This window comes from Amycolatopsis echigonensis, assembly GCF_002846615.1.
In the GTDB taxonomy this organism is placed as follows: Bacteria; Actinomycetota; Actinomycetes; order Mycobacteriales; family Pseudonocardiaceae; genus Amycolatopsis; species Amycolatopsis echigonensis.
Map to the genome: position 1 here is coordinate 7,984,603 of NZ_PJMY01000003.1, position 15,281 is coordinate 7,999,883.

Annotated in this window: 16 protein-coding genes; 4 read left to right on the forward strand and 12 right to left on the reverse strand. The window is 70.6% G+C overall.

Annotation, left to right across the window (positions count from 1 at the left end):
- Positions 1–26: 26 nt before the first annotated feature.
- Positions 27–653: a TetR/AcrR family transcriptional regulator gene (locus ATK30_RS42715; RefSeq protein ID WP_101440343.1), complete on the reverse strand. Its 627-nt coding sequence runs from the start codon at positions 651–653 to the stop codon at positions 27–29.
- A 63-nt stretch (positions 654–716) separates the two neighbouring features.
- On the opposite strand from ATK30_RS42715, the gene ATK30_RS42720 reads away from it, so the two are divergent.
- Positions 717–1,322 (forward strand): class I SAM-dependent methyltransferase, encoded by a 606-nt coding sequence (locus tag ATK30_RS42720; protein WP_244194895.1) that lies wholly within the window; start codon positions 717–719, stop codon positions 1,320–1,322.
- 514 nt (positions 1,323–1,836) lie between these two features.
- On the opposite strand, the gene ATK30_RS42725 is transcribed toward ATK30_RS42720, so the two are convergent.
- Positions 1,837–3,282: a dihydrolipoyl dehydrogenase family protein gene (locus ATK30_RS42725; protein WP_101440344.1), complete on the reverse strand. Its 1,446-nt coding sequence runs from the start codon at positions 3,280–3,282 to the stop codon at positions 1,837–1,839.
- 154 nt (positions 3,283–3,436) lie between these two features.
- Here ATK30_RS42725 and ATK30_RS42730 point away from each other — a divergent pair, with 154 nt between their 5' ends.
- A complete protein-coding gene (locus ATK30_RS42730) occupies positions 3,437–4,618 on the forward strand; it encodes a TetR family transcriptional regulator C-terminal domain-containing protein (RefSeq protein WP_101440345.1) in 1,182 nt (393 codons plus the stop codon).
- The gene (locus ATK30_RS42735) at positions 4,618–5,295 is read left to right on the forward strand and encodes a haloacid dehalogenase type II (RefSeq protein WP_101441370.1); all 678 of its coding nucleotides are present in this window, start codon (positions 4,618–4,620) and stop codon (positions 5,293–5,295) included. The genes ATK30_RS42730 and ATK30_RS42735 overlap by 1 nt, the downstream gene beginning before the upstream one ends.
- Here ATK30_RS42735 and ATK30_RS42740 read toward each other — a convergent pair.
- Entirely contained in the window at positions 5,292–5,624 is a 333-nt protein-coding gene (locus ATK30_RS42740; protein WP_101440346.1) for a glutaredoxin domain-containing protein, read from the reverse strand. The genes ATK30_RS42735 and ATK30_RS42740 overlap by 4 nt on opposite strands.
- A gap of 150 nt (positions 5,625–5,774) precedes the next feature.
- On the reverse strand, positions 5,775–6,152 hold the full coding sequence (locus ATK30_RS42745; protein ID WP_101441371.1) for a hypothetical protein: 378 nt from the start codon (positions 6,150–6,152) through the stop codon (positions 5,775–5,777).
- 310 nt (positions 6,153–6,462) lie between these two features.
- Between ATK30_RS42745 and ATK30_RS45245 the strand changes: the two genes are divergently transcribed.
- Complete coding sequence (locus tag ATK30_RS45245; protein ID WP_158242582.1) at positions 6,463–6,630, forward strand: hypothetical protein; 168 nt, start codon at positions 6,463–6,465, stop codon at positions 6,628–6,630.
- 89 nt (positions 6,631–6,719) lie between these two features.
- Here ATK30_RS45245 and ATK30_RS42750 read toward each other — a convergent pair whose 3' ends face one another.
- The 8 genes from ATK30_RS42750 to ATK30_RS42785 form a co-directional block, all read right to left on the reverse strand.
- Positions 6,720–7,907 (reverse strand): alpha/beta hydrolase family protein, encoded by a 1,188-nt coding sequence (locus tag ATK30_RS42750; protein WP_101440347.1) that lies wholly within the window; start codon positions 7,905–7,907, stop codon positions 6,720–6,722.
- Between the two features lie 27 nt (positions 7,908–7,934).
- Positions 7,935–9,671 (reverse strand): sigma-54-dependent Fis family transcriptional regulator, encoded by a 1,737-nt coding sequence (locus tag ATK30_RS42755; RefSeq protein WP_101440348.1) that lies wholly within the window; start codon positions 9,669–9,671, stop codon positions 7,935–7,937.
- Positions 9,672–9,679: 8 nt separating this feature from the next.
- Positions 9,680–10,741 (reverse strand): zinc-dependent alcohol dehydrogenase, encoded by a 1,062-nt coding sequence (locus tag ATK30_RS42760; RefSeq protein WP_244194896.1) that lies wholly within the window; start codon positions 10,739–10,741, stop codon positions 9,680–9,682.
- Complete coding sequence (locus ATK30_RS42765) at positions 10,738–11,955, reverse strand: MFS transporter (RefSeq protein ID WP_101440350.1); 1,218 nt, start codon at positions 11,953–11,955, stop codon at positions 10,738–10,740. Before ATK30_RS42765 ends, ATK30_RS42760 begins: the two co-directional genes overlap by 4 nt.
- Before the next feature lie 86 nt (positions 11,956–12,041).
- On the reverse strand, positions 12,042–12,926 hold the full coding sequence (locus ATK30_RS42770; protein ID WP_101440351.1) for an intradiol ring-cleavage dioxygenase: 885 nt from the start codon (positions 12,924–12,926) through the stop codon (positions 12,042–12,044).
- Positions 12,923–13,984 carry a maleylacetate reductase gene (locus ATK30_RS42775; protein ID WP_101440352.1) on the reverse strand — a complete coding sequence of 354 codons (1,062 nt, stop codon included), beginning with the start codon at positions 13,982–13,984 and terminating at the stop codon, positions 12,923–12,925. Before ATK30_RS42775 ends, ATK30_RS42770 begins: the two co-directional genes overlap by 4 nt.
- Positions 13,984–14,379 carry a nuclear transport factor 2 family protein gene (locus ATK30_RS42780; RefSeq protein ID WP_101440353.1) on the reverse strand — a complete coding sequence of 132 codons (396 nt, stop codon included), beginning with the start codon at positions 14,377–14,379 and terminating at the stop codon, positions 13,984–13,986. The genes ATK30_RS42775 and ATK30_RS42780 overlap by 1 nt, the downstream gene beginning before the upstream one ends.
- Entirely contained in the window at positions 14,376–15,245 is an 870-nt protein-coding gene (locus tag ATK30_RS42785; RefSeq protein WP_101440354.1) for an NAD(P)-dependent oxidoreductase, read from the reverse strand. The genes ATK30_RS42780 and ATK30_RS42785 overlap by 4 nt, the downstream gene beginning before the upstream one ends.
- Between the last annotated feature and the right edge of the window lie 36 nt (positions 15,246–15,281).

The window sequence follows — 15,281 nt, forward strand, 5'->3', positions numbered from 1 at the left end:
AATGAAACGAGACGGAGCCTTGGGGCTCAGGAACCGGCCGCCTCGCACAGTTGCTGGAGCAGGGTTTCCCGTGCCCACTTCTCCCACTTCGCGGGCGACCAGCCTCGTTCCCGGGTGAACACCAGGTACAGCTCCGGGCTCAGCACCCCGTACAGGACATCCGCGGCATGCCGCGCCGACACTCCCGTCCGTGCGCCTGGCTTCGTGACCAGGGACTTCGCGGTCGTGTGCAGGACGGTATAGCGCGGGTCACGGTCCGGCCACAGCGCCGGGATCTCCGGATCCGTCGCGGTGGCGGCCGCGATGACCGGGATGATCGGTGCGACCCGGTCCATGACGGGTCGCGTGCCTCGCACGTGCAGGCGGACGTGTTCGGCCGCGGTCGGAGCGGCGACCGCGCGGCGGAACCAGTCCCGGCCCATCGTTTCCACCGGCTCGGCGTCGCCGGCGATGGTGGTGTCCACGACGTCCTTAAACAGCGCGCGTTTGGCGCCGAAGACGAAGTAGATCGTCTGGACGGCCACCCCGGCCCGGGTCGCGACGTCCTGCAGGCTCGTCGCCCCGTATCCCTTCTCCACGAACAGTTCGCACGCGGCGGCGACGATCTTCGCGCGGGTCTTGCGGGAGCGTTCGGCCTGCTTGTCAGAACTCACGAAGAAGAGTATAGCTCTAGAGAGGAACTCTAGAGGCTGACTCTAGTAACCGGAGGAGAAGTCATGGTCCAGCGGATGCAGGCGAAGAGCCCGGCGGAACAAGAGACGGCGGTCCGGCTGGAGTTCGAGGAGTACTACCGGGAGAAAGCGCCGTGGGACAACGGCGTCACGCCGCCGGAACTGGTTGCGCTGGTCGAGCGCGAGCCGGCCGGGCGCGCGCTCGAACTCGGGTGCGGCACCGGGACCAACGCCGTCTACCTCGCGGAACACGGCTGGGAGGTAGTGGGGGTCGACCTGATCGAACGGGCGATCGAGCAGGCCCGTGCGAAGGCGGACGCGGCCGGAGTGTCCGCACAGTTGCTGCTCGGCGATGCCACTCGATTGGTCGAGCTGGCCGTGGGCGACGGCTTCTCGCTCGTCTTCGACCTGAGCTGCTTCTGCGCCATCCCGGCGCATCGGCGTGACGGCTACGCGGCCGGAGTCACCCGCGCCACGGCACCGGGGGCGAACCTGCTGATGTTCGGGTACGGGCCGGACGCACTGCCCGACAAGATCTTCGGGGTGACCGCCGACGAACTGCGCACACGGTTCTCCGACTGGGATCTCGTCGACGTCACCCCGGGCACGAACCCCTTCCCCACTTTCTGGTTCACCCTGCGCCGCCGCTGAGCGGACGCGAAGTGCCGCTTCACCGCGACCGGTCCTGCTGGCAGGCTTCGCCACGGTGACGCGGGTGATCTTCGCCCCTGATCATGTGCATCGGCTCGGTCCCCGGATCACTCCACTGTGGACGTCGATGGTAAGTCTCGGCCGCACGGTCATGGGGTGGGAAAGCACAGAGACAAGCCAGCAGCGAGGGCAGAGCGATACTGGGTGACCTGACAACCCGGTCGCCGAAGCGGGAGGCCGAGGCCGTTGAACGCGAACGCCAGCACGACGTTCTGCTAAAACCTGCGGTAGGAGCGGCACCTGATCTCGGCGCGCGGTGAGCACGAGCCTGAGGTCGTCGCGGACAAGGATGATGTCGGCGGACCCGGTGGCGATGTCGGTGCCCCGCCGATGGGCACGCCCACGTCGGCGCGCATCAGCGAGGACGCGTCACTGATGCCGTCCCCGACCATCGCGACCTGGTGCTGGACTTGCCGCCAGAGAATCCATGCAGTCGAGTTGCCGACGTGGAGCGTCACCGGACTCGGCGCAGGCGTAACAAGGCACCGGTGACGCGGCGCATGACCGGTCTCTGGAGTGCGTCGCTCGACTCGGCCACGGCCGCGTTCCAGACACCGTCGGACCACGCCGGATAGGGATGAATCACCGACGCGAGATCCCTCAACCTCCCGCCGCGCGCGAGCAATCCGGTGAGCTCGGCGATCATCTCCCCGGCCCGCGGTCCTACGACTGTGGCACCGAGCACGCGACCTTTGGCGTCGAGCACGACGTGGGTGAAGCCGTCGGTTTCGTCTTCTACAATCGCGCGGTCGAGGTGCTCGTGCTGGAGCAGCCGGACCCGGACCGCGTCGCCGAAGCGTTGGCGGGCTTGGTCTTCGGTGAGGCCGAGGTGGGCGATCTCGGGGTCGGTGAAGGTCACCCAGGGAATCTTGTCGTGGTCGATGCGGCGGATCGGGGCGAGCAGCGCGTTGGTGGCGGCGATGCTGCCGTGGACCCCGGCGACGTGGGTGAACGCGGGCGCGCCGGTGACGTCCCCGGCCGCGTAGATCCGGTGGTTGCTGGTGCGCAGCTTGGCGTCCACGGCAACGTAGCCGCGCTCGTCCAGGCGAACCCCGGCCTGCTCAAGGCCGAGCCCGGCGGTGCGCGGGCGGCAGCCAGTGGCGACGAGCACCCGGTCGACATCGAGCACGCTCGGGCCGGTGCGGCCCGTGAGATCTAGACGCACCCCTTTCGCCTGCCGGGCGGCTTGGGTGACGGTAGTCGAGGTCAGCACGCGGACGCCGTCCGCGGACAGGGCGGCCGACAACGCGGTCGCAGCGCGGGGTTCTTCGCGCGGCACAAGGCGTTCGGTGGCCTCGACGACGGTCACCTCGGCGCCGAGGCGGGCGAACGCCTGTCCGAGCTCGCAGCCGATCGGGCCGCCGCCCAGCACGGCCAACCGGGCGGGCAGTTCCGCCAGGTCCCACACGGTGTCGCTGGTCAGCGGCTCCGCCTCGGCCAGGCCGGGCACCGGCGGGAGCGCCGGGGCGGAGCCGGTGGCGATCAGCGCGCGCCGGAACCGCAGCGACCGGCCCTCGATCTGGAGTTCGTCCGGGCCGGTGAACACCGCGGTACCGGCGACGACCTCGGCACCGGCGTCGGTAAGCGCCGCGGGCGAGTCGACCGGCTCGATCCGCTCGATCGACCTGCGGACATGCGCCGTCACGGCCGCGAAATCCACCTGCGGCTCGACCGGAGCGATGCCGAACCTGCCCGCAGTGCGCATGTTCTGGGCGGCGCGGGCAGCGGCGATCAGTGCTTTGCTCGGCACGCATCCGGTCCACAGGCAGTCACCGCCGATGCGGTCACGTTCCACGAGGACGACCCGCGCGCCGAGCCCGCCCGCGGTCTGGGCAGCGATGATGCCGGCGGTTCCGCCGCCGACGATGACCAGGTCGGCCCTGCCACTGCCTCGCGTCACGCTGCGCCCTCCTTGCCGAGCCTCGGACTCATCGTCCAGCACACCAGACCCGCCCCGCCCGGCAAGCGGAGTTTGTCAGCGACCAGACACTGCGATGGCGCGATCGACACCTGCGATCCAACCTGGAACGAGCGGTCCAGGTTGGAGGTGCACCGTGTCGGGCGTCAAGCATTTCGATCCCTCGGCGGTGGTCGGCGCCGTGACGCAGTTGCTGTGGCAGCGTGGCTGGGCCGAGACCGGGATCGCGGACATCGTGGCCACCACCGGCATCAGCCGGTCAAGCCTGTACGCGACGTTCGGCAGCAAGCAGAGCCTCTGCCTGGCCGCGCTGCGCCGCTACCTGGCCGAGCACGCCGAACCCGCGTTCACCGCGCTCGAGACCGGCGGGCGCGGGCTGTCGACGATCGCGGAGTTCTTCGACGGGCTGATCACCGCGCGCTGTGCGGGTCCGCGGGCTCGCTGGGGCTGTCTGGCCACCAACCTCCAGACCGGCGGGCAGGCACCCATCCCGGATGCGCTCGCCGAACATCACCAGCGGGTGCGGGATGCGCTGCGGACTGCGCTGGACTCGGCTGACCGGCTGGGCCAGCTCCGCCCGGACCTCGACCTGGACGCCACTGCCGAACACCTGGTGCTGGTGGCCCAAGGCGTCAACCTGCGCTCGCGAGCCGGCGCGGACGCGTCGACCCTGCGCAGCGCCGTCGCCGCCGCGTTGACCGCGTTGCGCCGTCCGGGCGATACCACCGAGACGTGGCCGCGCTCAACCCGACGAACACGGAGGAATTCGATGTCGGAGTTCACGATCCACGACGAGCATACCGCGCCGGCCGAAGTGGCCCCGGCGCTCGAAAAGATCCACAAGAGTCTCGGGTTCATCCCGAACCTGTACGGCATCATGGCCGAGTCGCCGCAGGCGTTCAACGCGTACCAGGCACTGTCGGAGCAGTTCCGCAAGACGTCGCTGCCCAAGGGCGGGCAAGATGTCGTGTGGCTCACGGTCAGCCGTTACAACGCCTGCCACTACTGCATGGCCGTGCACTCCACGAACGCCCTGCGGTCCGGTGTGGACAGTGAAACGGTCGCCGCGTTGCGCGACGGCAAGCCGCTCGGCGACCCGCAACTGGAAGCCATCCGCCGCTTCACCCACGCCGTGGCCGCCGAGCAGGGCAACGTCCCCGACGACGAGATACGCGCATTCCTGGCCGCCGGATTCGCGCAGCGGCAGATCCTGGACGTCGTCGTCGGTGTCGCGATGAAGACCCTGTCCAACTACATCAACCATCTGGCCCACACGCCCCTGGACGACGCGTTCACTGCCCAGGCATGGGAGGCCTGATGCCGAATCGCCCGCGCGTAGTGGTCTTCGACGTAGTGGAAACCCTGATGTCGCTGGAGCCGTTGCGACACCGCTTCAGCGACATCGGCGCACCACCGGAGTTGCTGGAACGCTGGTTCGACCGGCTCCTGCGCGACGGCATGGCGCTGACCTTGGCCGGGGACTACGAACCGTTCCCGAAGGTCGCCGCGGCCGCGCTGCGCACCCTGACCCGCGGCGCGGTCAGCAAGGACGCCGTCGAGCACGTCCTGGCCGGATTCGCCGAACTGCCAGCGCATCCCGACGTCGAACCGGCGCTGCGGCTGCTCGCCGAACACGACGTCCGCGTGGCATGCCTGAGCAACGGCGCAGTGCGGAACACCCAGGATTTTCTGCAGCGCACCGGGTTGACGACGTATGTCGAGCAAATTCTGTCCGTCGCCGACGTGCGCAGCTGGAAGCCGCCCGCCCAGGTCTACCAGTACGCACTCCAGAAGGCCGGCTGCGAGCCCGAGCAGGCCGCTCTGGTGGCAGTGCACGCGTTCGACTGCCACGGCGCGCACCGGGCGGGCCTGACGACGGGATGGGCCAGCCGCCACGAAGGCCACTACGCCGAGATCTTCGCGCCCGCCGACGTGGTCGGCTCCGACCTTGCCGAGGTCGCCCAGAGACTGATGGCGCTGCCCGCCGGTGCCTAGCGCCTGAGGTTGCGCACTTTGTGGCGCAGCGACCCCAGCAAACCCGGCGACGGGCGGCGCGCGGCATCGGACGCGAACGGCACGTCCGGCATCGCCTCCCGCATCGCCGCCTGCACCTGGCGCAAGCTCGGATTCACCAAGCCCTGCCCGCCGACGACCACCGTCGGCACGGTTTCGTTGCCTCGCGCAATGGACCGCACCGTCTCCGCCGCGGCCGGGTCTTCCCAGATATTGACCGGCCGATACGGGACCCCAGCGCGATCGAGCTGCCGCCGCAGCCGCGCGCAGAACACGCAACCCGGCCACCAATACACCGCCACTTCAGACATACCCCGCGCCCTCCCGAACCGCCGAACGTTGTACCCGCACTCAACGCCCCGGTCGACGGGCCTGCCGAGGGCAAACGCTACGACAGGCATTGCACCGGAGCGGCCATCGTGGTCGCGAACTCGCTGCCGCGCCGGTTCGGCCGCCGCTGCTCAGGCGAAGGTGCCTAACCAGGTTGTCAGCGCGTACAACGCGACGTACGTGCCGACGGCGATGCCGAGGACGCCGAGCAGCCGCCACCACCAGCGCCGCATCCCGGCCACACTGCACTGGTCGCGCCGCCGAAGGGACAGCCAAACCAGGACAGCCAGAACGGCCAACCCGCCGAGCCGGAACCACCAGGCGTAACCGTCATAGAGGTTCGTCGCCCACGCGAACGCGGTTCCGGCGGTGACCAAGCCGAGCAGCGCCAGCACAGTCGGGCCGACACAGCAGAGAATGCCCACCAACCCGCCGACGACGCCGATCCGCCATACCGGCAGCCGGTCGGCCTTGGTCTTCCTGGGAGACTCCCGATGGGACGTGGTCACGATGCTCCGTTCGCCGTTGCTGCCGACCACTCCAGCCTGGTGGTGCCGCGTTCGGCCACGGAACTGTCAGCGAGGCGACAACACGCGGTCGCCGGTATGGAGACGCCGCAGCGGAGCCGGTGATTGCGCTCAATTCGTCGGCCGCCGCGTGCCGCGCGATCCGGTACTGCGCCTCCAGATGCGGCAGCCTCGCATCTAGAAACGCTCGGTGTGCCTCACCGCGGTTGCGACGCATCCGACCCGTCCATGTGCCCGCACATCACCGTAGACGCCGGAAACCATCCCGTGACTGGGTCGGCCGCGTGCGGCAATGCACTGCAGGCGGCCGCGCACGACCGACGCCCACGCCGGGCTGATTCCCGACGACAAGGTCATCGCCGTGCGCGAGCTGGAAGCCGACCGCGAGCGGGTCACCGTCATGGGGGCTGACGCGTGCAGGCCGGTGCGGAAGGCTGACCAGCAGCCCCGCATCACGTGAGGCAGACTCTCCCCGGACGGGACTGCCGGCTCTGATGACACCATGAGCGGCACTGTCATGGTTGAAGTCCGGCGTCGCGCCGACCGTTCTCACCTGACGGGAGCGGCGTCCTGAACCGGTGTGCCGACTGCGGATCCGGTCCCCAGCACGTCCGCGATCCAGTCGGCCATGTAGTCGGTCCCCAGCGACATGTTCCCGATCTGGCAATGCTGTTCGCCGCCCTCCTCCGCGGTGAAGCGCCGGAGCTCCCGGCGCGGGCTGTTGACGCAGTCGTGGTAGGTCGCCCACGCGTCGGAGACCGGGATCTGCTGGTCCTCCTCGCCGTGGGTGATCAGGATCGGCACGGTGATCCGGTCCAGGATGCCGCGCAGGTGGAAGTCCCGGGTCGCCTGGACGCATTCCTCCATCGTGTTGGTGCCGAACACCCACATCAGGTGCTTGAACAGGTGCGGCACCGACGGCTGCGCGCCGGCGCCGGCGACCCTGCCGCGCAGGCGGGCAGCGAAGTCGTAATTGGCGCCCCAGCACACTGCGAGCTTGAAGCGCGGCTCGAAGGCAGTCGCTCGCGCCGCGTGGTGGCCGCCCAGGCTGAGCGCGACCATGCCGATCCGGTCGGGGTCCACGTCGGGACGGCCTTCCAGGTAGTCAACGCAGGCACCCGCGGGGATCTCAGCCTCCGCGAAGTTGTGCAAGCCGTGCTTGCGCAGCGCCTCCCCCACGCCGGGATTGTCCACGAACAGCACCGAAATCCCCCGCCGGTTCAGGGCCGCGCCGAACCCGGTGAGGAACAGGAACTCCTTGGTCCCGTCGAGTCCGTTGAAGTGCACCACGGCCGGAGCCGCGCCGCTCGCCGCCGGCACCCACAACGCAGGCAGCACCGAGCCTTGATACGGCACGAACACCTTCTCGCAGTTCACCTCGCCGAGCTCGAGGTACTTCCCGAACGCGTGGAGGACCCGGTCGTACGCCTCGACGCGCGCCGGGTTGTCGTGTTCGGGCATCCGTTCGCCGGTGATGTACATGATGGCGGCGCGGCGATATTTCTCCGCTGCCGAGTAGCGATGCCCGACGGCCTCGTCTGCTTGAGCCGCGGCGACGAGCCGGTCACCGGCACCGACCCAGGCCTCGAAGAACGCGTCCGCTTCGTCCATGCCAGGCCGCGGGCCGTGGTCGCGCAGATCGCGGCAGGCCCGGTCGACCTCGTCCATGTTGGCACCCATGTCCAAGGCCATCGACAGCGACAGATCGGCCGGGTAGTCCTTGAAGTAGTTCAGCATCCGCTTTCCTGTCTCCGGGGGTCGGGTTCAGATGTCGAGGCCGAGTGCGGCGAGCTTGCGGTAGAGCGTCGACCGGGACACGCCGAGTTCCTGGGCGACTCTCATCCGGCTGCCGCCTGCCGAGTCGATCAGGGCGGCGATCGCCTCGCGTTCGACGTTCTCGAGGAAGGTCAGCTCGCGATGCGGGGCGGGGGTGCCGGCGAAACCCAGTGCCGCCCGGTCGATCCGGCCGTGGGGCCGCGCTGCCAGGGCCCGATCCAGTGTGGTGAATAGCTGCCGCACGTTGCCCGGCCAGCTGCGCCGGGCCAATTCGTGGACCGCCGTCGCGTCGACGCTCACGCCGGAACGCTGGCGGTCCGCCCACGCGCGGACGAGGTCGGCGATGTCGGCGGAGCGGTGCGCCAGGCTCGGCAGCTCCACCATGTCGCCTCCGATCGCAGCCGCGGCTTCTTCCGCGCGAGCCGGACTGCACCACGAGACGAGGACCGTCAGGCGGCCGGAAGCCCGGCGCGCGTCCACCACCCTGCGCAGCAGTTCGCCCGGCCCCTCGCGCAAGTCGACGCCGTCGAGCACCAGCGCGTCCGCCTCGCAGTGCTCGGGCATGGTCTCGCCAGCCGATGCCTCGGCCACTTCGACTCGTCCTTCGTTGCCCACCTGCTGCTGGGCAGCCGATACGGCCAGGAAGCTCTTCCCGCTCCCGCTCGGCCCGGTGAGCACCACCGGGCGGCTGCCCGCCAGTGCCTCGCGGACCCGCTGGACCGCGCTCGTCCACCGCAGGCTGCGGCCGCGCAGGGCTGCCGCCGCCGCGGTCTCCAGCACGCGAGGACCGCACGGTGCGCCTTTCGGCTCAGATGCGGGGAAACCGGGCACCAGCTGGAGAACCGCGCCCAGGCACTGTCCGGGTTCGCCGATCACCCGGATGCGGGCGCTGAGCGGCGTTTGCGCGCCGCGATCGAGGCGGAGCGTCCGCTCGCCCCGGGAGATCGCGCGCTCGACCTGTTCCCACAGCAGCAGCTGCGGATGTCCGGCCAAGGCGTCGCCGACGTGCCGGTTCACCACGAGAAGCCGGCTGTTCACCGCTGCCAGCGGGCGCCGGTGGCCACGCCGGTCCAAGCGCAGGTACGCGTCGAGCAGCTCCCGGTCGTGTCTCGCGTGCCCGCTCGCCAGCCGATCGCCCGCGTCCCGGGCCGCGTGCGCGGCGAGCGGGAGCATCAGGCTTGACGGCGCACCGGTCGGCGCAACGAGATCCAGCACCCCTTCGACCACGCCGGTCGCCGGGTTGGTCACCGGAACACCGGTGGCGACAACGGAATCGAAGGTCTCGTTGTAGTGCTCCGCACCGTCCACAATGGCTGGACGGCCCTCCTCCAAGGGCGTGCCCAGTGCGGTGGATCCCACGAACGACTCGTCGAAGACCGCTCCGGGGACGGCGCTCATCCCGTCGAGCCGTCTCTCCATCGCGCCGTTGGCCGTCCACCGGCCCACTACGCGGGCGTCGCGGTCGATCAGGACCATGCCGAAGTCGGAGGCGTGGAACTGGCTCATCAGGTCCTCGGTGACCGGACGCACCGCGCGCAGCAGCGCACTGTCGCGATCGAAGTCCTGGCCGGTCCGGCGCGACACACGACCGGTCGCCGGCACGCCGGCCGCTTTGCAACGGCGCCACGAAGCCAGCGTCTCGGCGCGGATGCCTGGCGTCTCGACTCCGCCGGCGACGAACGCTGCGCGGGCCGCGGCGATGAATTCCTGTGTTCCGGCGGACATGGCAGGTCCTACCGGCCGGTGGGCGCGACGAGAATCTTGCCCTCGGCGCTGCCGGACGCCAGCGGTTCCAGTCCTCGCGCGACCACGTCCGGCAACGGGATCACCGACTCGAGCAGCGCCGTTTCGAGGTGTCCTTCGGCGAGGATGTCAAGAGCCGGGACGAGGTCGGCGTCGCACACGTGCGCGACGGTGGACTCGACGGTGATCTCGCGAAGGGCGACGGCAGCCAGGTCGATGGCGGGCTTGTCCTTCGGCAGGCCGACTGCCAGGACCCGGCCGCCGCCCGACACCATCCGCAGCGCGTTCTCGAACTGCCCGGAAGCGCCGCTGGCTTCGATCACCACGTCTGCTCCCCGGCCACCAGTGCGCTCGAGGACGGCAGCGACGACGTCGCTGCGGGCGGACACGGTGTGCGCCGCGCCGAGCCGCGCGGCCCGCTCCAGCTTCTTCCCGGGCAAGTCGATCACGGTCAGGTCGGCTCGGTACAAGTGGATAAGCCCGGCGAGGACGAACGTGCCGATCGCGCCGGCGCCGATGATCACGACCGAGTCGCCGTCGCGTACGCCCGCCCGGCGCGCCGCGTGCAGACCGACGGCGAGCGGCTGCGCCATCCCGGCGGCGTCCACGGAGACGCCGGGAGGAATCGGCCGCAGCGTCGCGGCGGGTGCCGCAACGTACTCCGCCAGGCCGCCCGGTGCGTTCAGCCCGAGCGTGTAGTAGTTGCGGCAGACGTTGGTGCGGCCCTCGGCACACCTGTCGCACTGTCCGCACCAGACTCCCGCGCCGGAGGCGACGAGCGTGCCCGCGGGAAGGCCGGGGCTCCCGTCCACCACCTCGCCGACGAACTCGTGTCCCAGGATCATCGGCCCGACGTGCCCGCTCGCCGGATGCGGCCGGTGCAGCGGCACCAGCACCGGCCCCTTCGCCCACTCAGTGGCGTCCGTCCCGCACAGGCCGTTGCGCCGCACTGCCAGGAGCACTTCGCCATCCCGCGGAGCCGGCACCAGCACTTGTTCGATCCGCACGTCCTGCGGGCCGTGGTAAACGGCTGCCTGCATCGTCCCAGTCATGCGGCAGCCCCTCGGACGCGGTCGGCCTCGGCCGGAAGGGCCTCGCCGGCCGTGGTGCGCGGCAGGAACAGCGCCGTCACGGCCGCAAGGGCGAAAACGCCCGCACAGACCAGGAGCCCGCCGCTGAAGCCGATGGTGCCGGCGAGCCCCGCCAGCGCGAACGGGGCGAAAGCGGAGATGCCGCGGCCGACGTTGAAGCAGAAGCCCGCACCGGTGGCTCGCGCCCGGGTGGGGAACAGCTCCCCGAGATAGGAGCCGAACAGACCGAAGAACGCGGTGAACGCGCCGAACAGCGGACCGAGCCACATCAGCGCCGCCTGATGGGTGACGACCGCGTAGACGGGCAGGGTGACGGCGACGCCGGCCAGTGTCGCCACGATCGTGCGGTGCCGGCCGACCCGGTCGGCGAGCAGGCCGAACCCGTTGTAGCCCAGGAACATGCCGAGGTTGAGGATGGTCACGAAGACCGCGACCGACGGGGCGGGCAGGCCGCGCTCGGTGGTCAGGTAGGTCGGGAGCCAGGTGGTCGCGCCCCAGTACCCGGTCAAGGCCAGCGCGGCCATGAGCGTGCCGAGCAGCGTGGTGCGGCGCAGCGAGCCGGTGAGCACGGTCCGCGCGGTGACCGGATCGCCCTCGTACTGTGCGTTCTGCTCGGCCCAGCTGGCCGATTCGCGGAAGAAGGCGAGGACCACCGCGACTGGCACGACGACCGCGAGACCGGCGGCGAGGAACATCGTCCGCCAGTCCGGCAGGAACGGGGCGGACAGCACCGCGGCGATCGCTCCCCCGGCGGGGAACGCGCTGATCACGAACGCGGCGGCACGGCCGCGCAGCCGCGACGGCCAGGTCTCGACCACGTACGCCGACACGACGCTCCACACCGCGCCGAGCCCGATGCCCGCGAGGAACCGGAGGACGAGGAACACCGCGAAGTTCGGCACGGCGGACAGCGCCGCGGTGAACCCGCCGAACACCAGCAGCGAAGCGATCAGCGCTTTCTTCCGGCCGAAGTTGTCCGCCACGTAGCCGCCGGTGACGCTGCTGACTCCGATGCCCAGCAAGGTCGCGGTCGCGAGCAGGCCCGCTTGCGTGACCGACAACCCCATCTCGTGCCGGATCGCCGGCAACGCCAGCGACAGCAGGACGATTTCGAGCGCGTCGAACAGGTAGGCGAGGAAGCACCCGCCCAGGACGATCCAGCGGGAATCTCTCATGTCGCATCTCCACGGTGAGCTGCCAGGGCATGCGGGCAGGGTCGATCGCCGTCCGGGCGCGGACGGTCGGGAATGGGCGCAGCGGGTCAGGGGCGGGCCGGTGCGGGGGCCAGGACGAGGTCGAAAGCGATGCTCGCCCAGGGGGCCGCGGGCTCGGTCCCGTCGGGTGCGAGCCCGCCCGCGTGAGTGGTCGCGTCGACGATCAGGCTGTCTTTCACGCCGAAGACCGCGTCGTCGCGCAGATGCGGGTCGCCGGCGAGGAAAATGTGGGTGATCAGCCGCCGGTATCCGGGCGCGGTGACCATGAAGTGCAGGTGCGCCGGGCGCATCGGGCCGCGTCCGGCGGCCTTGAGCAGGTCTCCGACCGGGCCGTCGTGCGGGATCGGATACGGCGCGGGCAGCACCGACCAGAATCGGTACTCCCCGTCCGGCCCGGTGCGCAGCCACGCCCGACCGGCGGAGCGGTGGTCGTCGTACTGGACGTCGTAGAAGCCGTCCTCGTCGGCCTCCCACACGTCGATCCGGGCCCCGGCGATCGGCTCGCCGCCAGTGCCGCGGACCTGTCCGGACACGTAGCATGGCATCCCGGCCGCGCCGCGGGCGATGTCTCCGCCGAGCGCGATTTCCGGTGCCTCGTCGTGGAAAAACGGCCCGAACACGGTCGCCTCGGTCGCGCCCGGTTCCGCCGGTTGGTTGATCGCGACGGTCAGCATCGACAGCCCGAGCACATCGGACAGCAGAATGAACTCCTGGCGCCGGTCGTCGGTGAGGCGCCCGGCGCGGGTGAGGAATGCGATGCCCGCTTCCCATTCCCGTTCGCTGAGGCGGGTTTCGCGGGCGAACGCGTGCAGGTGCCGGACCAGGCTCTGCATGACCTCGCGCAGCCGTGGCTCGGCGTTGTCGAAGCTGGCCAGGACCTCGTCAGTGACGGCCTGTTCCCGTTCGGCGGCAAGGCTTTCCCGTGTGCTCACCGGCTCTCCTTTCCTGGCTCGATGCCCGCCCACGCCGCGTGCAGCAGCGTCCGAACCCCGGCGGCGGTGACCGGACGGGGATTGTCGGCCGGTGCCAGCTCGAGGATCTCGTCCAGCACAGTGTCCACATCGGACTCAAGGAGTCCCAGCTCGCGCAACCCAGCGGGAACGCCCAGTCGCGCGGCCAGTTCGAACAACCCGATCGCCGGGTCCGGCGCGCCAAGCGCGGCGGCGGTCCGCGCCGCGGCGTCGGCGGCGGGAGCGGCATTGAACGCCAGCACGTGCGGGAGCACGATGGCGTGCGTCTGCGCGTGCGGCAGGTCGAAAGCTCCGCCGAGCACATGGCAGATCTTGTGGTGCAGCCCCGATCCCGCGACGGCAAACGCCGACCCGGCCAGGTAGGCGCCGAGCATCAGCTCTTCGCGCGAGGCGGGGTCCGCGCCCGAGCCGGGCAAGCCCGCCGCCAGGTGCCGGATCCCGTCCTCGGCGACGGCGCTGGACACAGGATTGCGGCGCGGCGCCCAGAACGCTTCGACGCAGTGCGCCATCGCGTTCAGACCGCTGGCGACCGCCAGTTCCTCCGGCAAGGTGGCGGTCAAGTCCGGGTCGTAGACGACTGTGCGGGGCAGCACGCGCGGGTCGGTTCCGGTCGTCTTGCGGCCCGCGTCGGTCAGGCCCCAGACCGGGGTGACCTCCGAGCCCGCGTATGTGGTGGGCACGGCCAGGATCGGCAGTCCGGTGGTCAGCGCGACCGCTTTGGCGGTGCCCGTCGTCGAGCCGCCGCCCACCGACAGGATCAGATCGGCGCCGGCGGCCGCGGCGCGTGCCTTGTCCGCCGCCTCGACCGGGACGTGCGGACGGACTGCGGAGAAGGTCTCCGTCACCCGGCCGGCGAGCGGGCCGCAGAGTTCGTCGGCCAGCTCGGTTTCCGAATCGGCGGCGACCACCAGAATCCGCTTGGCCCCCAAGGCTTCCGCTTCCGCGGCCAGCTGGGTCCGCGCGGCTCCGGCGCCGAAGACCACCCGGCCGGGCAGGGTGTCGTAGACAAAGGCGGCCATCAGCGCGCCTCGGGCAGCACGGTGGGCTGGTAGGCCAGCAGCAGCCATCGGCCGTTCTCGCGCACCCACACCGCCAAAGCCTTGTTGGCCAGGGTCTTGCGGGTCCCGCCGGCGGTGATGTCCGCGTGCATCTCTCCCACCACGACGGCGGTGTCCCCGGAGACGAGGATCCGGTCGACCGGGTGATCGATGCGGTGATAGACGTAGTAGCCTGCGCGCAGCTTCTCGCGGTACGAGTCCAGGGTGTCGGTGACGCCGTTCGAATGGGTGTAGGCCAGGTCGGGGTGCGCGTGCGCGGAGAAGGCCTCGATGTCGCCGGAAATGACGGCGGCGTAACGGCTTTCTTCCAGATCCCGGATGGTCGCTTCGACGTCCGCGGCAGTGCCGGCGGTCATGAGATCGTCTCCTTGTCGTTCGAGCGGGTGTTGCGCAGCCGCAGTGCCGCAAGGACCTGAGCCATGTCCTCGTCGCCGAGCCCGGCCGCGATCGCGTCGTCGAGGACGGACTGAGCCGCTTCGGTGCCCGGCAGTCCGAGCCGGCGACCGGCGGCGACGTCGAGGGCGAGGCCGAGGTCTTTGCGGATCAGCGACACCGGTGCGGCGACTCCGGCCGAGGCCGGGGAGAGGAACGCTTCCTCCTTGTAGCCGACGTAAGGCGCGCCCGCGGCGCTGGTGCGCAGCACGTCGTAGAAGATCTTCAGGTCGAGTCCGCCCGCCTCCGCGACGAGTAGGCCTTCGGCGACCCCTTGGTTGACCGCGGCCAGCACCGTGTTCACCGCGAGCTTCGCCGCCGAACCCGAACCGACCGGACCGGTGTGCACCTGCGCAGCGGTCATGGCGGACAGGACCGGACGGAGCCGGGCGAACTGATCCGGCGTGGCGCCGACCATCGCGGTGACCGTGCCGGCCTCCGCCATCGACACGCTGCCGGACACCGGGGCGTCCGCCAGTTCGACCGGGCCGCCTCGCGCAGCCAGTTCGCGCACCAGCGCGGGCCCGACGGTGCCCATCACGACGTGCAGATGCCCACGCCGCGCTCCGGCCAGCCCGCGCTCCACCAGGTCCCGAGTTGTCGCCCCGTCCGGCAGCATGCTGATGCTCACCGGCGCGTCCGCGAGCCGGCCCGCCGACTCGACCGCGGTCACGCCGTCGGGCGCCGCGCCGAGGCCCGGGTCGTAAGCGAGGACGGTGTGCCCGGCTCGGGCCAGCCGGGCGGCCATCGGCCAGCCCATCCGCCCGAGCCCGGCGAATCCGATCAACACGGACTCCTCCTGAGGATTGACTGCCTGGTTTCTCCG